This window comes from Hansschlegelia zhihuaiae (assembly GCF_004103825.1).
Classification (GTDB): Bacteria; Pseudomonadota; Alphaproteobacteria; order Rhizobiales; family Methylopilaceae; genus Methylopila; species Methylopila zhihuaiae.
On record NZ_RYFI01000001.1, the window covers coordinates 155,000 to 173,740 of the forward strand.

Sequence of the window (18,741 nt, forward strand, 5' to 3'; positions counted from 1 at the left end):
CGGCGGCGGAATGTAGCACCTCGCCCGCCTTCTAGCGTCGCGTGGGCGGGCGGCGCGCCTGGCGAAGCCGCGCCGCGACCGCGCCCACGAAGCCGAGGCCGCGCGCCGGCCTGTCGAGCAGATGCGGCGCATGCACCGCCACCGGCCCGCCGATCCCCAGCGCATATCCCAGCCAGCCGGCCGATCCATAGGCCGGCGAAAGAGGCCGCAGAGGCAGCGCGGATCCCAGTCGCTCCTGTCCCCCGATCAGCGCGGCGCACTGCGACAGCAGCGCCTCCGGGTCGGCGGCCGCGCCGGAGCGTTTGCTGAGCCAGTCGGACTTCGCGACAGCCGGGAGATCGGGCGACAGGTCAGCGAGCGCCGCGAAGCAGCCCGATCCGATGAAATAGGAGGTCCCGAGCGCCTCCGAGACTCCGAAGTCCGACACGATCCGCGTCGGCACGCCGCGCGCCATCGCCTCGACCGCGACCGTCGAGCTCACGGTCGCCGCCAGCGAGACGCGATCGAGCAGATCGTGGGCGGGCTCGTGGGTGAAGTTGAGATTGGCGGGCCTGCCGCCGCGCGCGAACAGCTCGCGGGCGATGTCCTCCAGATGGAATCGCGTCTGATGATGGGCGGTCTCGTCGCGCGCGTGGCGCAGCTTCACCAGCACCTCGACGTCCGGCGACCGGCGCGCGAGGTCGATCAGGCCGGCCAGGAGGTGCGTGCGCTGCATGCGCCGGGCGGGGATGACCGGCTGCTCGAAGAAGGCGATCGAACGCTGTCCCGACGGAGAGCCCGCGCGCGGCCGAACGTCGAGGCCGAGCAGGCCGGTGACGATCGCGTTTGTCGGGTCGACGCCGATCTCCTCCGCGGCCGCGTAATAGAGCACGCGCTCGCCCTCGGCGTTGAAGCAGAGCACGTCCGCTGGCGCGCGGCTCATGAAGCCCTGCAGATGCTCGGTCAGCGCGACGCCGGGCGACGCCACGGCGATAATCGGGCGCGACGCCTCGCGCGCGAGATCCGCGGCCGCGCAGGCGAGGAACAGCTCGCGCGCCCGCCCGCCATCGATCACCGCGATCACCACATGGGCATCGCGGAACAGGCGGGAGGCGACGAGCGCCTCGGCGGCGAGCACGGGCACGCTCTCGTGGACGCCGCCGGCGCGGAGCTGCCGCGACGAGAGCTGTCCCGTCGTGGCCGAGGCGGCGAGCGCCGCGATCCTCAGGCTCGCTCCCTCGGCCTCGAACAGGCGGCCGATGACGGCTGCGGTGCGGATGAAGCTGTCGAAGGTGCCGAGCGCGAGCACGCGCCGTCCCGCGAAGCGGCCGGACCGTTGATCCGAGGTCGTGTCCGTATGGCTTGCTGACATGCCCTCGGTCGGTCTCACGGCGCGGCGACAGGCTCCGGCGCGATCACGCGCAGCCTCGGATTGAACGCGTCATGGGCGAGAACCACGGCCCGAATGTGGTCCGCCCGCTTCTTCAGATAGTCGTCCGGCAGCGCGATCCGAGCGATCTCGAGCTCCGGGTCGAGAACCGAGAGCGAGTCGATCGCCGAGGAGGCGAGCGCCGCCGTCATGGCGGGACGCTCCCCAGTCTGCAGATAATCGAGCTCGACGGGAAACGTCGAGAGCCCGAGTTCCATGGCGCCCACCTCCGCGATCTCCGCGGCCTTGCCGGGGCGCTCGCCGCGGTGGGGACGATAGACGATGCGCCGTCTGCCTTCGGCGCGGAGCGCCGCGGCGGCGCCGAGCACGACGCGGCGATAGGACTGAGGCTCGCAGATGCCGGCTTCCGCATGGTCGGAGCCAAGCAGCCAGACGGCGTCGCCCCGCGGCTTGGCCGGTGCGGCCTCCCGCAAGGCCGCATAGGCGTTCGGCGCGATTCTGTCCCCGGGGGCGAGCCGCCCCTCGAGCAACGGCCCGTAGATCGTGAAGAAGGTGAGCCGCTCGGGATCGGCCAGCGCCGTCTCGCCGAAGGCGCGCCGCGCGAGGCGCGTGCGGAACCAGGAGAGGTCGAACTGGCGCGGCTCTGGCGCGCTCGCCCGGTCGGCGCGGTAGGCGGCCGTCTGCGGCGTCACCGATCCGTCGTCGAGCAGCACGTGGGCATCCGCCGCGAGCCGGGCGGCGAGCAGCCGCTGGGAGACGTTGCGGTAATCGCCGATGACGACGGCGCCGCAGCGCTCGCGCGACAGCTCCCGGGCGAGCGCTTCGAGGCTCCGGCGGTGACCGGCGTCCATGAGATCGCGGACCAGGAACGGGACGAACCGCGACGGTCGGGGGCGCCGCGGGTGGCGACGGACGGACCTCCAGGGCGACTTCAGCCTCATCAGCGCCTCGATGGCCGCCGCGCCGCCATGGCGGTCGCCGACGATCACGAGGTCGGCGGGCCGCCCTCCCGTCGCCGCGCGCTGCTCCACTGCGTTCATATATTGCAGGGGCGAGGAGACGATCACGATGTCGGCCGGGTCGGTCATGCGTGGGACCGCTGCGGCGCGTCGGTTCCCGCGGCCTCGTCCCATACGCCTGCGAGCTGGTCGGCGAGCCTGCTGGGCGCATAGGCCTCGGCGACGCGGGCGCGCCCCGCCTCGCCCATCCGCCGCCGGGTCTGCGGGTCGGCCGCGAGGTCGGCGAGCGCCTCCGCGAAGGCGACGACGTCGCGCGACGGCGCGAGCCGGCCGGTGACGCCATCGAGAACGTTCTCGACTAGGCCGCCCGAGGCGTAGGCGACGACGGGCCGACCGGCCGCGCCGGCTTCGAGGGGAACGCGCCCGAATGGCTCGGACCACAGCGTCGGCAGCGCGACCACGTCGCAGTCGCGATAAAGCCGGGCCAGGGTCTCGCCGGTGACGTGGCCGTGCAGCGTGACCCGGTCGGTCACGCCCAGGCGCCTCGCGACGCGCTCGATCTCGCTGCGCGCCTCGCCCTGCCCTGCGAAGTCGATGCGGGCGTTCGGGATGCGGGCGACGATCTCCGGCCAGGCCTCCAGCAGATGCGCCTGTCCCTTGTTCCTGGTGAGCGTGCCCACGACCAGAATGGAGAAGCTCTCGCCGCCCGCGCCCAGACCATGCTGCGGAAGCTCGACCGGCTCGAGCGGCAGCCGTTTAAGACGCCCGGCGGGCACGATCTCGGCGAGCGTCTCCGCGAGATGCGCGCTGGTCGCGATCACCGCCGTCGCCCGCCGCAGGCAGGCCTGACGATAGGCGAGCGCCGCCCGGGCGCAGCGGGCGGCGAGCCGTTCGCGGAACGTCAGGGCGTCGTCGGGCGGCCCGAGCGCCTGATCGAAGCGCAGGCTGGTGAAGCGATGGTCGCGAACGAACGCGACGAGCGGCTCGGCGCGCTCGGCGAGCACGTCGGCCGCCATCATGATCGAGCGTGCGTTGTCCGCATGGACGACGTCCGGCCGGACCGCGTCCAGCACGGTCCGGATCTCCGGCTGCACGCGTCCCTCCGGCACGGTCGCGTGCGCCATGCGGACGCCGCCCGGCGGATCGCCCACGAGCCGCAATCCGAGAGCCGGCCCATGGATCTTGGGATCCCGCAGGGCGCAGGCGGCTGCTTCGGCGAGAAACTTGGGCCATTTGAGGCCGTAGCGCCGCGCCTTCAGGCGCTCCACCTGATCCTGCGACATGCGGTGCAGCGGCCAGGCGGCGTTCATCGGCAGGGCCAATACGTCGACGCCGTCGATTTCGCGGCGGCGCGGCCCGGGCAGGGACTTGTCGAAGGTCACGACCAGCGACTGGTCGCGCAACGCCGGCTCCCGCATCAGCAAATGCAGGCTGAGCTCGGCGCCGCCGCCGGAATCCGGCGGATAGCGGTCGGACAGGACGACGACGCGGCGCCGGCCGATCTCGGCCGCGATGCGCTGCAGGTCGCCAACTCTCATGCCTCAACCCGCCGCCCCACCCCGCCGCGCGAGTGCTCGGCCGATCGCGCGACGTGGTTGCCGTCGCCGGGCGGCGACGTCAAGCGGGAAGGCGCGAGCCGGGCGGACCTCAGGCGGTCGCGATGTAGTCCCGCATCGCCGACGCCTCGGCCTCGATCGACTCGATCCGGTGCTTCACCACGTCGCCGATCGACACCATGCCCACCAGACGGTCGCCAGCCATGACCGGGACATGGCGGAACTTGCCGCGCGTCATGCGCTCCGACACGTCGTCGATCTTGTCGTCGGCGTGCGCCGTGACGACCTCGCGCGTCATGAGCTCCGACACGAGCGCGGCGAGCGCCTCGGCGCCGCGGCTCGCGAGGGCGCGAACCACGTCGCGTTCGGTGATGATGCCCGCCACGCCGCCGTGACCGTCCGTCACGACGACCGCGCCGATGCTTTTTTCGGCGAGCGTCCGGACCACGTCGGCGATCGTGCTTGCGGCCTCGACGGTGGTCACGTCGCGGCCCTTGGCGGCGAGAATGGCTTCGACCCTCATCCCAATCCCTCCTTCCGCCGTCTGGCGCGGCGTTGGGCCGGCGCGGCCCGCTGGAGATCGGAAGGGGCCGGCGTCGGCGGCGTCAGCTGTCCCGGCCCGGGCGCTGGGCCGGGCCGGCCCCGCCATCATGGGGGCGATCGCCGTCCGCACGCAAGCCGTCATCCCATGCGCCATCCGGATGAGACGCGAAGGGATGAGGCGCTGGCTCGCCCCTCACCGGGTCGAACAGCGGGAACAGCGCGAGCCCCGCCAGGAAGCCGCCGATATGCGCCTCCCAGGCGATCGAGGCGTCGCCCTCGCCGATCGCTATCGCGCCGAGGCCGAACAGGATGTTCATGCCGAACCAGGCGACGAAGAACACGATCACCTGCGGCCGCCTCAGCGCCTGCATGAAGGGCTCGGCCGGCGCCATGAAAGCGCCGTGGCCGGCCTGGCGGAAGGCGCTGAGCGGGCCTCCCACCTCGAAGATGAAGCGGGTCGCGGCCGCCATGTGGCCCGAAATCGCCGCCGACGCGCCGATGACCGGCGTCGGCTCGCCAAAATGGAACAAGAGATGCGTGGCGGCGCCCGCCGCGGCGGTGAGCGCCGAGAACAGCAGAAAGCGGCCCGGGCCGAACCGCCAGGCGAGCGCGCTTCCGAAGGCGAGCATCCAGACCGAATTCACCGCGAGGTGCATCCAGTCGCCATGCAGGAACGCATAGCTGACGAAGGTCCAGAGCTTCGCCCCCTCCCCGCCCAGCATGTCCGAGGCGTATTGCGAAGCCGCGTCGTAGCGCGCCGGAATGAACGCGAAGCGCAGCAGCAGCCCGATGTCCGTCTCCTCGGAGACCACGCTCCGGAGCAGGTGGATGGCCACGAAGGCCGCAAGCGCGACGAGCACGACGCGCGGCGCGTTGAAGGCCGGTTCGCCGGGTGGTGGCACGGGCTTGTGGACCGATCGTTCGAGGACGGGGACGGCCGGGCGCCGCGCGGGATAGAACTAGCTGACGTGAAGTTCTGACGATTGCAAGGCGCGGCGAGGGGCGACGAGACGGATGGCACGGACCCTGCTCAACCAGCTGTTAACCGCAATTTCCGGCCCGACTCCGTCCCAGATCGGGACGGACCGGACGGACGCAGACCCGACCGTGAGGTCAGACAGCATGAAAGCCGCCGCCACCAAGGATCTGTTCGGCTACTGGAATCGCATCCGCGGCGCCCGGGCCGCGCCCGAAAGAGCCGACGTCGATCCCGCCGCCATCCGCAAGACGCTCGGCGACACCTTCATCCTCGAGGCCGACATCGGGGGCGGGTATCCGTTCCGGCTGTCCGGCTCGCGGATCTGCGCCTTGATCGGCCATGAAATGAAGGGCGAGACGTTCCTGTCGCTCTGGCGCGGACCCGACCGGGCGACGCTGCTCGGCACGCTCGCCACCGTATCCGACGACGCGGCGGTCGCGGTGATCGGCGCGCAGGGCTTGACGGAGCTCGGACGCAGGATCGATCTCGAGATCGGCCTGCTGCCGCTCCGGCACCGCGGCCGCACCCATGCGCGGGTGCTCGGCTCCCTCGCGGCGGTGGAAACGCCCTACTGGCTCGGCGCCTGCCCGGTGACGCGCTTCGAACTGACGTCGCTCCGGATGATCTGGCCGAGCGGGCGGCGGCGTCCGCTGGAGCCGACTGATCCCGCGCCTGTCCCTGGCCTCTCCGCAATGGGCCGCCGGATCGGTCGCTTCCTCGTGTTCGACGGCGGTCGCTGACGGCTTCCGGCGCAGCGAAGTTACGGCGCGTTAACGCCGTTCATTTAGCTTTACGGATGCGTCGGACGGAGCGTCCGACGGCGCGCGCCATCTTCCGGAACGCCAGCGATGTTCTCACTCAAAGTCCCGCTCTCGGACGAGCGTCGCCGCCATCAGCGCGTGAAGGTGGCTCTGCTCGGCCGGTACATGTTGTCGTCGCGGCGCGAATATCCGTGCCAGACGATCGACATGTCGCCGGGAGGACTCGCGCTGATCGCGCCGGTGCCGGCGCAACAGGGCGAACGCGTGGTCGCCTATCTCGACCATATCGGCCGCGTCGAGGGCGTCATGGTGCGGGCGATCCCGAACGGCTTCGCCATGACGGTCGGCGCGACGATCCGCAAGCGCGACAAGCTCGCAGCCCAGCTCACCTGGCTCGCCAACCGCTCCATTCTCGGCCTGCCCGAAGATCGCCGGCACGAGCGCGTCACGCCGCGCAACCCGCGCGCCATGCTGATCACCGAGGACGGGACCGAAACCGAGGTGCGGATCATTGACGTCTCGCTCTCCGGCGCCGCGGTCACGACCACGCTCGACCTGCCGATCGGCGCGCCCGTGATGCTCGGACGCACCGCCGCCCGCGTGGTGCGCCATTTCGAGAAGGGCCTCGCGGTCGAGTTCGCGCGCACGCAGAACCAGGAACAACTCGCCGAACAGTTCGGCTGACCGCAGACCAGCGCCATTCCCGACGACGACGCGCCGCCCCTCGGGGCGGCGTTTTTGCGTTCGGAGGGGTCTCCGGCGTCGGCCTTGGACGCTCTGGGCGGCCATCGGCGCCGCGGCCAATGAACGGCCATTCAGAAACATGGTGAACACTTCGACAAACGACCCCCCGGAAAAGCCGCGGGCGTTAACGTTTAGCGCACCAAGTCGACCCTTCAACCTCTTGCAGACGGCGCTCGTGGTAAACAAATCAGCCAATGAATTTCTAAACAACTGACTTCCAATACGTTTCCAAAATCCAAATCTTGTCGCTAAAACCCCCGATTTCGACTTAGACCGACAGCAAAACCAATGTGAGACTTTGTTTCCCGGGACAGGACGGGAGACGGAAGTGCTCAATTCTCTCAAGAAGAACACGATTTATATTCTGTTTGGACTGGTTGCCGGCGGATTCACCATCGCGCAGCCGGCCGCCGCCAGCGAGCGGCTCCGGGTCGCCGCCGCGACCCCGATGCTGGTCGACGGGTCTTCGAAGGCCCCGATCGGCTGGATCGACTTCTGCAAGGCGAGCCCCGCGGAATGCGACGCCAAGCCCATGAAGCCGGCGCGCGTGAAGATGACGCCGGCGCGCTTCGCCGAGCTCGACCGGATCAATCGGAAGGTCAACGCCGAGATCGAGCCGCTGACCGACCAGGAGCTCTACGGCGTCGAGGAGCGCTGGACCTATCCGGACGGCGCCAAGGGCGATTGCGAAGACTTCGTGCTGCTGAAGCGCCGCCTGCTGATGCAGGCCGGCTGGCCGCGCCAGGCGCTGCTGATCACGGTGGTGCGCGACCTCAAGGGCGACGGCCACGCGGTGCTGACCGTGGTCACGGACAAGGGCGACTACGCGCTCGACAACCAGGCCGAGGACGTCAAGCCCTGGTTCGAGACCGGCTACAGCTTCATCAAGCGCCAGTCTCAGACCGACCCCAACCAGTGGGTCCTGCTTGGCGACGGCGTCGGCCCGGTCGGCGTCGCGGCCGCTCCGTAAGCCCACACGATTTCAGGGACGCTCGCGGCCGGTCGCCGTCCCCACTCCCGCCCCAGACCGACCGCAAGCCAGAGGCCGGCTCCTTCCCAGGAGCCGGCCTCGACGATTCCGGCTCCGAAAGCAGCGGAGATCTATCCGATCCGGATCATGCCGTCCTGATAGCGCCTTCCGTTCGCGACATAGCGGCCGGCGGTGCCGAGCAGCCGGATCTCCCATTCGGGCCCGAGCGTCTTCACGGCCTTGGCGGGCGAGCCCAGGATCATCGAATAGTCCGGGAACTCCTTGCCCTCGGTCACCAGCGCGCCGGCGCCCACCAGGCAGAACTTCCCAAACTTCGCGCCGTTCAGCACGGTCGCCCCCATGCCGATCAGCGTGCCGGTCCCGAGCGTGCAGCCATGGACGATCGCGGCGTGCCCGATCGTGCAGTCGGGCCCGATGACGACCGGGAAGCCGGGGTCGGTGTGCAGCACCGAGCCGTCCTGGACGTTGGAGCGGGCGCCGACCGTGATCGGCTCGTTGTCGCCGCGCAGCGTCGCGCCGAACCAGACGCTGGCGTCCTCCTCGAGCGTGACGTCGCCGACCACGACCGCGTTCTCGGCCACGAAGAAGCGGCCGTTCCCGGGCGTCCTCGGGCTCACCCCGTCGAGCGAATACAGCGCCAACCGATCTCTCCCATGCCACGTCCCGAGACGGTCGTTTAGTTGACGGCCGCGCGCGCGTCCAACGGGATGGCGTCGGCGCCGGGTCGTCACAGACCGGTCGCTTGCCGGCCTTATTTGACTCGCTCGAACCAGGAGGACGCGCGATGGCGGGCGATTTCGAGAACGGCGACGAACGGTCGGGCCTGCGGCTGACGCGGCGCGAAGCGCTGAGGCTCACGGTCGCGGCGGGCGTTTCGGCGACCACGCTGACGCTCGCGGTCACGGACCCTGCGGTCGCGGCGCGCGCCGGCGCCTTCCTGCACGGCGTCGCGAGCGGCGATCCGAAGCCGCGCCGGGTGATCATCTGGACGCGCGTCACCAAGGCGGACGCGCCGGCCGAGATCCCGGTGACATGGTCCGTGGCGGAAGACGCGCAGATGCGGCGCGTCGTGCAGAGCGGCGAAGACGCGGCGCGGATCGGCCGCGACCACACCGTGAAGGTCGACGTCGTCGGGCTCGAGCCAGGCAAAACCTACTATTACCGCTTCGAGGCTGAAGGCGATGTCTCACCGGTCGGCCGCACCAGGACGCTGCCCGAGGGCGCGGTGAAGCGCGCGAAATTCGCGGTCTGCTCCTGCTCGAATTACGAGCTCGGCTACTTCAACGCCTATCGCGAAGCGGCCCGCCGCGACGATCTCGACGCGGTGCTGCATCTCGGCGACTACATCTACGAATACGGTCCCGGCCTCGAGGGCTACACGACGCCCGCCACAGCGCTCGGCCTCGCCCCGAAGCCGCGCGACGGCCTGCTCGAGCCGCGCGAGGAAATCGTCGCGCTCGAGCAATACCGGGCGCGCCACGCGCTCTACAAGACCGACCCCGACCTGCAGAAGCTGCAGCGCCAGAACCCGTTCATCCATATCTGGGACGACCACGAGGTCGCGAACGACGCCTATGTGAACGGCGCCGAGAACCATCAGCCGGAGACCGAGGGCCCATGGAGCGCGCGCCGGCGCGCCGGGATCCGGGCGTTCTACGAGTGGCTGCCGGTGCGCGAGCCGTCCGACGGCTTCCGTCTTGATCCGGAGACCGGGCGACCCGACGACCTCTACCGGGTGTTCGACTTCGGCGACCTCGCGCGCCTCGTCATGACCGACTCCCGGCAGGCCGGCCGCGAGAAGCAGCTCGCGACCGAAAAGCTCGTCGCCGCCTATACGGGCCAGCCGCCGCAGGGTCCCTTCCCGCTCGACGTCAACGGCAAGGGCGAGACCCGGACGCTGCTCGGCGCCGAGCAGGAGAGCTGGTTCGAGAAGCGGATCGCGCAGTCGACGCAGACCTGGCAGCTGATCGGCAACCAGGTGCTGATGTTCTATCAGGCGGCGCCCGACATCAACGGCTCCACGGTGCTTGATGCGACCCAGAAGGCGCAGATCATCGGGCTGCTCGACCAGATCTTCGGCGCGGGCTCCGGCGCCCAGATCGCGGCGCTCGGCGCCGCGGGCCTGCCCTTCCCGCTCGCGGCCGACGCCTGGACCGGCTATCCGAGCGCCCGGATCAAGATGCTCGAGGCGCTCTCCAAGGCCCCGAACCCGGTCGTCCTCACCGGCGACTCGCACAACGCGTGGACCGCCAATCTGGTGCTGCCGTCCGCCGAAGGGGCAAAGCCCGTCGGCGCGGAGTTCGGCGGGACCTCGATCAGCTCGCCTGGCATCGAGCAATATCTGCTCGGACTGCCGCCGGAACTCATCGCCGCAGTGCTGGTCGAAACCAGCGCCAGGCATCCGAACGACAAGCTGATCTTCACCGACCAGGGGCGGCGCGGGTTGATGCTGGTCGACGTCACGCCAAAGGCCGTGACCGTCGACCACGTGTTTGTCTCGACCGTGTTCGAGAAGGGCTACGCGACGGAGACCAAGCGGTTCCGGGTGCCCGTCGGCAAGAAGGCGGCGGAAGAGGCCGTCTCGTCCTGAGACGCCGCGCGGCGTCGGCTCTCAGACGAACGCCGAGAGCATCGCGGCTCCGATCACGAGGCTCCAGAGCCCCGTGACCACCGTCCCGGCCGCGACCGCCCAGGCCGGGCGCTTGCGGCCGAACAGCACGTTGCGCGCGAGGATGTAGGCCGCGCCGAGCGTCACCACGGGCACCGCCGCCACGGCGGTGACGTCGGGCGCGCGCAGCATGCCGAAGCCCGCGCGCTTGCCTGTCGCCCCCTCATAGGCCGAAGCCGTCGCGCCTGACACGGCGAAGCCGAGCACGATGGTGAGAACGCCGGACAGGAACGACATGGGCCGAAAGCCTCCTGCGGCCGGCGCAGCAAGAGGCGGGCCGTCCCGTTCCGGGACAGGGATCAGTCGAGATCGGTCTCGAGGATCGCCATAGAGAAATTGTACGAGAGGTCGCCGTCCTCGTCGTCGCGGAACAGCACGCCGACGAACTCCTCGCCGAGATAGACCTCGGCGGAGTCGTCCTTGCGGGGCCGCGCGACCACGCGGAAGGACGGGTTCTGGAACTGCTTGCGCAGATAGGCCTGCACGCGCTCGAGCTCGCGTTTGTCCAACGTCGGCGCTCCTTGGATGTCGCTCGGGAAGTCCGGCGACGCTTGCCACGTCAGCAGGCCCGAGGCAAGCCGCCAGCGCTAGGCCCGACGCGATACTGCTTGGAAAGGCCTGTGGAACCAGACGGCCGCCGCGCAAGTTATGGCCGGCGATCCGGCGCTCTCCCACTGGCAGGGTGCGTTGATGCTGCTTTAGGATGAGCGGTAATCGATTGTTCAGCGTTGCGGTCGACCACATATGCGGCGTCAATTTTCGCAGTCGTTCGCTCGAGGAGATTCGATGGCGGTGCAGTTCAAGCCAGGCGATCTGGTGACCCTGAAATCCGGCGGTCCGGGGATGACCGTCGACGCCGTCGAATACCTGAACGGTCTGGAACGGGCCGTCTGCTTCTGGTTCTCGGAGGAGCAGGCGCACAAGGCCGTTTTTGCGGTCACGTCCCTGGAAGCGCTGGAGCAGGAGCCGGCCGAGGCTCGCCGCCCTGAGCGCGGACGTACGAGCGCCCCGGCTCGAACCCGCCGGAGACCGGCGCTCCAGATCGCGGCAGAGTAAGCTCGGCGCGCAGCCCCGGAGCATTGTCGGAGAGCGCAAGCTCGCCGCCGTGAAGCCGCGCCACCGCCGAGGCGAGCGCGAGGCCGAGGCCCGAGCCCGGCCGCGAGCGGCTGGGGGCGAGCCGCACGAACCGCTCCATCGCGCGCGCGCGATCGGCTTCCGGAATGCCCGGCCCGCGATCCGCGACCGTAAGGACAGCGGCCGTAGGCTGCGCGATCGCCGAGACGGTCACCTCGTTCCCTGTCCCTTCGCCGGTCGCGTAGTTCAGCGCGTTCTCGACGAGGTTCGCGACCACCTGGCCGATCAGCTCGCGGTTGCCCGTGACGCCGATTGAGACCGGGGCCTCGACCTTCAGCGTCGCGCCGCGCTCCTCGGCGAGCGGCTCGTAGAGCTCCGCGACCTCGCGCACGACGTCCGCGACGTCGACTTCGGCGAGCTGTCCCCGCGCGCCGCCGGACTCGGCCCGGGCGATCAGCAGCAGCGCGTTGAAGATGCGGATCATGCCGTCGGCCTCGGCGATGATCTGTTCGGTCGAGGTCTGCCAGTCCTCGTCGGTGCGGGCGTCGCGCAGCGCCGCCTCCGCTCGGTTTCTGAGGCGTGTGAGCGGCGTCTTGAGGTCGTGGGCGATGTTGTCCGAGACCTCCTTGAGGCCCGCCATCAGCTCGTTGATGCGCTCGAGCATGGCGTTGACGGCCTCTGCGAGCCGGTCGAACTCGTCGCCGGATCCTGTCACCGCGAGCCGGCCGGACAGGTCGCCCGCCATGATCGAGCGGCTGGTCTCGGTCATGGCGTCGAGCCGCTTCAGGACGCGCCGCGCGACGAACACGCCGCCCGCGAGCCCCAGCACAACGACCAGCGCGAGCGACCACTGCACCGCGTTGGCGATGACGCCCGCGAGCCGCTCCCGTTCCTCGGTGTCGCGTCCGACCAGCAGGCGGTAGCCGCCCGGCAGCACGAAGACCCTGACCACCGCGGGATAGGGCGCTGTCTGGTCCTCGCCGACCCGCTGATAGGGCAGCTCCCGCTCGCCGGCCTCCGCGAGCGATGCGCCCGGAAGCCCCGAGACGTTGCCCGCGAGCGTATCGCCCGAGAAGGTCGTCAGCAGGTAGATCGAGCCGTTGCCCGCGCGGTTCGAGCGCTCGTCCACCACGGCGACGAGCTTGCGGATGCCGCCCTGCCGGTACTGCTCGGCGAGACCGGTGATCTCGGCGTTGACGGTGGCGTTGAGCTGACCCGCGATCAGCGCGTTGGCGTGCCACGACACATAGGTCAGCACCACCATCGACAGCGTCGCGAACACCGCGAGATAGGCGAGGGCGAGCTTGAAGGCGGTTGTTCGGAGGAGCTTACCGAGCGCCGTCACGGATCATGTATCCCGCGCCGCGCACCGTGTGCAGCAGCTGCCTGTCGAAGCCTTTGTCGATCTTCGAGCGCAACCGGGAGACATGGACGTCGATCACGTTGGTCTGGGGATCGAAATGATAGTCCCAGACATTCTCGAGCAACATGGTGCGCGTGACCACCTGGCCGGCGTTACGCATCAGATATTCGAGCAGGCGGAACTCGCGCGGCTGCAGCGGGATGTCCTGCCCGCCGCGCGTGACGCTATGCGACAGCCGGTCGAGCTCGAGGTCGCCGACCCGGTAGACGGTCTCGGCCGCGGACGCGCCGCCGCGCCGCGACAGCGCTTCGACGCGCGCGAGCAGCTCGGCGAAGGCGTATGGCTTGGTGAGATAGTCGTCGCCGCCGGCGCGCAATCCCTGCACGCGGTCGTCGACCTGACCGAGCGCCGAGAGGATCAGCACCGGCGTCTTGGACCCCTCGGCCTTCAGCCGGCCGATCAGCGTCAGCCCGTCGAGCTTGGGGAGCATGCGGTCGACGACCAGCACGTCGTAATTGGCGCCGCTCGCGAGCTCATAGCCCTGCTCGCCGTCGGCGGCATGGTCGGCGACGTGGCCGGCTTCGGAGAACGCCTTGACCACATAGGCCGCGGCCTCGCGGTCGTCCTCGACGATTAGAAGCTTCATGGCCGAGGTCATGGCGCGCCGCCAGATCCGCTGCAAGCGAATTGAGGGGAGGCCGGCCCGCCCGCGCGCTCTCGTCGAAGAGGGGGGACAACGAAAGCGCGCGGGGGACAGGCCGTCGACGAAGCGGCGCGCGGCCGGGGGAACCGCGCGCCGCCCGCAGAATGGCCCGGGGACGGATCGGGGGAGGCCGTCCTCCGGGTCCAACCGGCGCGGGGCTTACCCGCGGCCGATCTCGATCGCGACGAAGCGGGTCTGGTCGTTGCGCTTGACCAGCAGGAGAACGGACTTCTTGCCGTTCTTCTGCGCCTCGTCGAGCTGCGCCGTGACGTCGGGAATGCTCGACACCGCCTTCCCTCCCACGCGCAGGATCACGTCTCCCTGCTCAAGCTTGCCAGCCGCCGCGCCATCGTCGTCGACATCCGTCACCACCAGGCCCTGGTCCCCTGCGCCCGCCATCCTGGACGCGGGCGAGACCTCGATGCCGAGCTTCACCTTGCCGCTGTCGGGCGCGGCGTCGTCGCCTTCGTCCGGCGTCAGCGCCGCCTGCTTGGGCTCGTCCGGAAGCGTGCCGAGCTTGAGCTCCTTGGTCTCCTCGCGACCGTCGCGCCAGATCGTCAGCGTGACCGGCTTGCCGGGATCCATCGAGGCGATCCTGCGCGACAGTTCGCGGGCGTTCTCGATCTCCTGGCCGTCGACCCTGAGGATCGTGTCGCCGGACTTCAGCCCGGCCTTCTCGCCCGGCGTGCCCTTCTGGGCCTCGGCGACCAGCGCGCCATGCGGCTTCTTGAGGCCGATCGACTCCGCGATCTCGTCGGTCACCGGCTGGATCTGCACGCCGATATAGCCGCGCGCGATCTTCCCGCCGTTCTTCAGCTTCTCGACGATGCTGGTGGCGACGTCCGAGGGAATCGAGAACGCGATGCCGACATTGCCGCCGGACGGCGAGAAGATCGCGGTGTTCACGCCCACGACCTCGCCCCTCAGGTTGAAGGTCGGGCCGCCGGAGTTGCCGCGGTTCACGGCCGCGTCGATCTGCAGGAAGTCGTCATAGGGACCGGCGCCGATGTCGCGGCCGCGCGCCGAGACGATGCCGGCCGTGACCGAACCGCCGAGGCCGAACGGATTGCCGACCGCGATCACCCAATCACCCACCCGCGCGGCGTTCGAGTCGCCGAACTTCACATATTTGAAGTCCTTGCGGTCACCCTCGACCTTCAGCAGCGCGAGGTCGGTGCGGGCGTCGGTGCCGACGACCTTGGCCTTGTAGGTGGTGTCGTCGTCGGAGGCGAGCTCGACCTCCTTGGCGCCCTGCACGACGTGGTTGTTGGTGACCACGTAGCCGTCCTCGGAGATGAAGAAGCCCGAGCCCTGGCTCATGCCGCGCGGTCCCTGCTTCTTGGGACCGCCGGGTCCGCCGCGCTGGCCGAACTCCTTGAAGAACTTCTTGAGCGGGTGGCCGTCGGGCAGCTGGTCGAGGCCGGGAATCTGGGGCATGCCGCCGCCGGGGCCGCCGGCGACCTCGTCTTCGGTCGACACGTTCTTGACCTTGACGCTCACGACCGCCGGCTTCACGCGGTCGACGACGTCCGCGAAGCTCGGCAAGGCCGGGGCGGCCTGCGGCTGGATCGCGGTCTGGGCGTTCGCGGGAACGGTCGTCGAGGTCAGGGTCTGGGCGCCCAGGGCGCCGGCGAGCGCAAGCGCCAGGGCGGAGGCCACGAGCGGCTTGCGGCGCCGGGACAGGAATCCGCCGGCGGCCGCCTGCTCTGAAGGCTTCTCGATCGTCATTTGGGGGACATCTCCGATAAGGTGTCGTCTCGCCTCATATGGGCGCGTCCTGCGAAGATTCACGCCGTCTGGCTTACGGGCCGCTGTCGGCGGCATGAAATTTACGTAAGCCGAGAACCCGGCGGGTTCGCGGCCCCGCCTTCGCCGCCTGCGGCGAGCAGCGCCTCGAGCCGCTTCCGCTCCGCCTCGCTCAGCGACGGGGCCGAGGGGCGCTCCTTGCGCCTGCGGAACGCCCAGACGAGGTAGCCGACGAGACCAATCCCAAGAATAGCAGGCGCGAGCCCCCAGAGCAGCAGCGTTTCGCCGCGCAGCCGCGGCCGGAGCAGCACGAACTCGCCATAGCGGGCGGTGAGGAAGGCGAGGACTTCGTCGTCGCTGTCGCCCGTCTTGACCCGTTCGCGCACGAGCAACCGCAAATCTTTTGCGAGCGGGGCGTCGGAATCGTCGATCGACTGGTTCTGGCAGACCATGCAGCGCAGCTCTTCCCCGAGCGCCCGGGCGCGCGCCTCGAGCTTCGGGTCCTGCAGCTGCTCGCCGGGCTGCACGGCGAGGGCGGGGACAAAGTCGAAAGCAGCAGCGAGCACGACAAGCGCTGCGCCGAGGTAAAGCCTGCGTAGAGGTGCTGCGTGCTTCGAGACGCCTCGGCTGGCGCCGAGGCTCCTCAGCATGAGGAGGGAAGCGCGCTGCACCATCGACCGCTGCGATCCGCCGTTTCGTCTTCCAACTTCGCTTCCGCCATCCTCCGCGCTCCTCATGCTGAGGCGCCGGCCGGAGGCCGGCGTCTCGAAGCACGCAGCACGTCGGAGCCGGAGCATCACTCCGCCGGCTGCAGCGCGGGCGCGGGGCGGGCCGCGGCTTTCCGCGGAGCCCCCACCCTCAGCCGCCGGTCGGCGAGCGACAGCGTCGCGCCGAACGCCATGACGACGGCGCCGAGCCAGATCAGCAGCACCAGCGGCTTGTATTGCAGGCGAAGGCCGGTCGCGCCGTCGGTGCGGGCCTCGGCGGTCGCGGCGTAGAGCTGAGACAGGCCGAAGGTCGCGATGCCGCTCTCGGCGAGGTCCATGCGCCGGGCCCGGTAGATGCGCCGCGCGGGCTCGACGGTCGCGACGACGCGGCCGCCCTCTCGCACCGTCAGATGCGCGACCGAAGACGCATAGTTCGGCCCGGGGCGTTCCCGCAGCCCGTCGAAGGTGAGTTCGAAGCCCGAAAGGGCGACGGTCTCGCCCGGCTTCAGCGCCACTACCTTCTCGCTCGACCAGGCCGAGGCCGCCACCACGCCGATCAGCGTCACGCCCATGCCCGCATGGGCGAAGGCCGCGCCCCAGGAGGAGGTCGGCAGGCCCTTCAGCCGCGCGAGGCTGTCGGCCGCCGGCGCGCGGAACAGTTTTGTCCGTTCGACGATCTCGGCGAAGGCGCCGCAGATCGCGAACAGGCCGATCCCGATCCCGATCGGAGCGAGCGTGGGGCCTCCGCGGACAAAGCCCGCCACGAGGCAGGTCGCCACGATCGCGATCCCGAACGCCGCGACCAGACCCCTGGCGGCGCGGCCGATGTCGCCGCGCTTCCAGGCGAGCAGCGGCCCGAACGGCATGATCAGCATCAAAGGCAGCATGATCGGCCCGAAGGTCGAGTTGAAGAAGGGCGGGCCGACCGAGATCTTCTCGCCCGTCGCGGCTTCGAGCGCGAGCGGGTAGAGCGTGCCGACGAACACCGCGGCGGTCGCGGCGGTCAGGAAGATGTTGTTGACGACCAGCGCGCCCTCGCGGCTCACCGGCGAGAACACGCCGCCCTGTTTCAGCGCCGGCGCGCGTAGCGCATAGAGCGTGAGGCTGCCCCCGACGAAGACGGTGAGGATGATCAGGATCGCGACGCCGCGCGCGGGATCGACCGCGAAGGCGTGCACGGAGGTCAGCACGCCGGAGCGCACCAGGAAGGTGCCGAGCAGCGACAGCGCGAAGGTCAGCAGCGCCAGCAGGATGGTCCAGACCTTGAGCGCCTCGCGCTTCTCCATCACCACGGCGGAATGGAGCAGCGCGGTGCCCGAGAGCCAGGGCATCAGCGAGGCGTTCTCGACCGGGTCCCAGAACCAGAAGCCGCCCCAGCCGAGCTCGTAATAGGCCCAGTAGGAGCCCATCGCGATGCCGAGCGTGAGGAAGCCCCAGGCGGTCAGCGTCCAGGGCCTCACCCAGCGCGCCCAGGCGGCGTCGATCTTGCCCTCTATCAGCGCCGCGACCGCGAAGCTGAAGGCCATCGAGAAGCCCACATAGCCGAGATAGAGCAGCGGCGGATGGATCGCGAGGCCGGGGTCCTGCAGCAGCGGGTTGAGGTCCTGTCCCTCGATCGGCGCGGGCGCCACCCGGGCGAACGGGTTCGAGGTGACGAGCACGAACAGCAGGAACGCGGTCGAGATCATCGCCTGCACGCCGAGCACGTCGGCCTTGAGGCGCTGCGGAAGGTTGCGGCCGAAGACCGCCACCAGCGCGCCGAACAGCACCAGGATCAGCACCCAGAGCAGCAGCGAGCCCTCGTGGTTCCCCCAGACGCCGGAGAACTTGTAGACCAGCGGCTTCGCCGAATGGCTGTTCTCGACGACGTTGAGCAGCGAGAAGTCGGAGGTGACATAGGCGTGGGTCAGCGCCGCGAAAGAAATCGCGACCAGCACGAACTGCGCGACCGCGAGCGGACTCGCGAGGCCCATCAGCGTCGCGTCGCGCGCCCTCGCGCCCCAGACCGGCAGAACGGACTGCAGGATCGCGAGCGCGAGCGCGAGGACGAGCGCGTAGTGGCCGGTCTCGGCGATCATTTCGGCGCCCCGGCCGGGGCGTCGCCGCCGCGCCATTCGCCCTGCGCCTTCAGGCGGTCGGCCACGTCCTTCGGCATGTAGTTCTCGTCGTGTTTGGCGAGCACGCTGTCGGCCTTGAACACGCCGTCCGGCCCGACCGCGCCCTCGGTCACCACCCCCTGCCCCTCGCGGAACAGGTCGGGCAGCATGCCGACATAGACCACCGCCTGGTCGGCCCTGTTGTCCGTCACCGTGAAGCGGACCGTCGTGCCCTCATGTGCGACCGAGCCCTGCTTCACCAGGCCGCCGAGCCGCATCCGGGTGCCGGGCGCGTCGGCCCGCTGGGCGATCTCGCTCGGCGTGCGGAAGAACACCAGCGTGTCCGTGAAGGCGTTGAGGATGAGCGCGGTGGCGGCGGCGAGCGCGAGGCCCACCAACGCGAGCAGGGCCAGGCGGCGGCGCTTGCGGGCGCTCGCCCGGCGGCGCGGAGAGGGGAAGGCTGAAGCGTCGATCGTCATCCG

At 70.0% G+C, this 18,741-nt stretch carries 19 protein-coding genes; 5 read left to right on the top strand and 14 right to left on the bottom strand.

Annotated features, from left to right (window positions below; genetic code table 11):
* Positions 1 to 31: 31 nt before the first annotated feature.
* From EK403_RS00735 to EK403_RS00755, 5 genes are all read right to left on the bottom strand, one after another.
* Complete coding sequence (locus tag EK403_RS00735) at positions 32 to 1,351, bottom strand: DUF6716 putative glycosyltransferase (protein ID WP_128775594.1); 1,320 nt, start codon at positions 1,349 to 1,351, stop codon at positions 32 to 34.
* A gap of 14 nt (positions 1,352 to 1,365) precedes the next feature.
* Positions 1,366 to 2,457, bottom strand: a complete 1,092-nt coding sequence (locus EK403_RS00740; RefSeq protein ID WP_128775595.1) for a hypothetical protein — start codon at positions 2,455 to 2,457, stop codon at positions 1,366 to 1,368.
* Positions 2,454 to 3,866, bottom strand: coding sequence for a glycosyltransferase family 4 protein (locus EK403_RS00745; RefSeq protein ID WP_128775596.1), 1,413 nt, complete (start codon positions 3,864 to 3,866; stop codon positions 2,454 to 2,456). Before EK403_RS00745 ends, EK403_RS00740 begins: the two co-directional genes overlap by 4 nt.
* A 109-nt stretch (positions 3,867 to 3,975) precedes the next feature.
* On the bottom strand, positions 3,976 to 4,407 hold the full coding sequence (locus EK403_RS00750) for a CBS domain-containing protein (RefSeq protein WP_128775597.1): 432 nt from the start codon (positions 4,405 to 4,407) through the stop codon (positions 3,976 to 3,978).
* A gap of 82 nt (positions 4,408 to 4,489) precedes the next feature.
* A complete protein-coding gene (locus tag EK403_RS00755; protein WP_128775598.1) occupies positions 4,490 to 5,329 on the bottom strand; it encodes a rhomboid family intramembrane serine protease in 840 nt (279 codons plus the stop codon).
* 220 nt (positions 5,330 to 5,549) lie between these two features.
* Between EK403_RS00755 and EK403_RS00760 the strand changes: the two genes are divergently transcribed.
* The 3 genes from EK403_RS00760 to EK403_RS00770 all read left to right on the top strand — a co-directional run bounded on the left by EK403_RS00760 (position 5,550) and on the right by EK403_RS00770 (position 7,881).
* Positions 5,550 to 6,146, top strand: coding sequence for a PAS domain-containing protein (locus EK403_RS00760; protein ID WP_128775599.1), 597 nt, complete (start codon positions 5,550 to 5,552; stop codon positions 6,144 to 6,146).
* A 108-nt stretch (positions 6,147 to 6,254) separates the two neighbouring features.
* Positions 6,255 to 6,851, top strand: coding sequence for a PilZ domain-containing protein (locus EK403_RS00765; RefSeq protein WP_128775600.1), 597 nt, complete (start codon positions 6,255 to 6,257; stop codon positions 6,849 to 6,851).
* Positions 6,852 to 7,239: 388 nt separating this feature from the next.
* Entirely contained in the window at positions 7,240 to 7,881 is a 642-nt protein-coding gene (locus EK403_RS00770) for a transglutaminase-like cysteine peptidase (RefSeq protein WP_128775601.1), read from the top strand.
* A 131-nt stretch (positions 7,882 to 8,012) separates the two neighbouring features.
* On the opposite strand, the gene EK403_RS00775 is transcribed toward EK403_RS00770, so the two are convergent.
* Positions 8,013 to 8,543, bottom strand: coding sequence for a gamma carbonic anhydrase family protein (locus tag EK403_RS00775; RefSeq protein ID WP_128775602.1), 531 nt, complete (start codon positions 8,541 to 8,543; stop codon positions 8,013 to 8,015).
* Positions 8,544 to 8,686: 143 nt separating this feature from the next.
* Between EK403_RS00775 and EK403_RS00780 the strand changes: the two genes are divergently transcribed.
* Positions 8,687 to 10,492 carry an alkaline phosphatase D family protein gene (locus tag EK403_RS00780; protein ID WP_128775603.1) on the top strand — a complete coding sequence of 602 codons (1,806 nt, stop codon included), beginning with the start codon at positions 8,687 to 8,689 and terminating at the stop codon, positions 10,490 to 10,492.
* A gap of 21 nt (positions 10,493 to 10,513) precedes the next feature.
* Here the strand turns inward: EK403_RS00780 and EK403_RS00785 are convergent, their stop codons facing one another.
* Positions 10,514 to 10,807 (bottom strand): DUF6949 family protein, encoded by a 294-nt coding sequence (locus EK403_RS00785; protein ID WP_128775604.1) that lies wholly within the window; start codon positions 10,805 to 10,807, stop codon positions 10,514 to 10,516.
* A 62-nt stretch (positions 10,808 to 10,869) separates the two neighbouring features.
* A complete protein-coding gene (locus EK403_RS00790; protein ID WP_128775605.1) occupies positions 10,870 to 11,079 on the bottom strand; it encodes a DUF3126 family protein in 210 nt (69 codons plus the stop codon).
* 277 nt (positions 11,080 to 11,356) lie between these two features.
* Between EK403_RS00790 and EK403_RS23710 the strand changes: the two genes are divergently transcribed.
* Entirely contained in the window at positions 11,357 to 11,626 is a 270-nt protein-coding gene (locus tag EK403_RS23710) for a YodC family protein (RefSeq protein WP_128775606.1), read from the top strand.
* Here the strand turns inward: EK403_RS23710 and EK403_RS00800 are convergent.
* The 6 genes from EK403_RS00800 to ccmE all read right to left on the bottom strand — a co-directional run bounded on the left by EK403_RS00800 (position 11,508) and on the right by ccmE (position 18,738).
* Entirely contained in the window at positions 11,508 to 12,989 is a 1,482-nt protein-coding gene (locus EK403_RS00800) for a sensor histidine kinase (protein WP_128775607.1), read from the bottom strand. The two genes, EK403_RS23710 and EK403_RS00800, sit on opposite strands and share 119 nt — an antisense overlap.
* Positions 12,973 to 13,665 carry a response regulator transcription factor gene (locus EK403_RS00805; RefSeq protein WP_128775608.1) on the bottom strand — a complete coding sequence of 231 codons (693 nt, stop codon included), beginning with the start codon at positions 13,663 to 13,665 and terminating at the stop codon, positions 12,973 to 12,975. Before EK403_RS00805 ends, EK403_RS00800 begins: the two co-directional genes overlap by 17 nt.
* A 204-nt stretch (positions 13,666 to 13,869) precedes the next feature.
* Positions 13,870 to 15,438 (bottom strand): Do family serine endopeptidase, encoded by a 1,569-nt coding sequence (locus tag EK403_RS00810; protein ID WP_128775609.1) that lies wholly within the window; start codon positions 15,436 to 15,438, stop codon positions 13,870 to 13,872.
* Positions 15,439 to 15,539: 101 nt separating this feature from the next.
* Complete coding sequence (locus tag EK403_RS00815; RefSeq protein WP_128775874.1) at positions 15,540 to 16,106, bottom strand: cytochrome c-type biogenesis protein; 567 nt, start codon at positions 16,104 to 16,106, stop codon at positions 15,540 to 15,542.
* A 146-nt stretch (positions 16,107 to 16,252) separates the two neighbouring features.
* Positions 16,253 to 18,241, bottom strand: coding sequence for a heme lyase CcmF/NrfE family subunit (locus tag EK403_RS00820; RefSeq protein ID WP_128775610.1), 1,989 nt, complete (start codon positions 18,239 to 18,241; stop codon positions 16,253 to 16,255).
* Positions 18,238 to 18,738, bottom strand: coding sequence for a cytochrome c maturation protein CcmE (ccmE, locus tag EK403_RS00825; protein WP_128775611.1), 501 nt, complete (start codon positions 18,736 to 18,738; stop codon positions 18,238 to 18,240). The genes EK403_RS00820 and ccmE overlap by 4 nt, the downstream gene beginning before the upstream one ends.
* Positions 18,739 to 18,741: the final 3 nt, after the last annotated feature.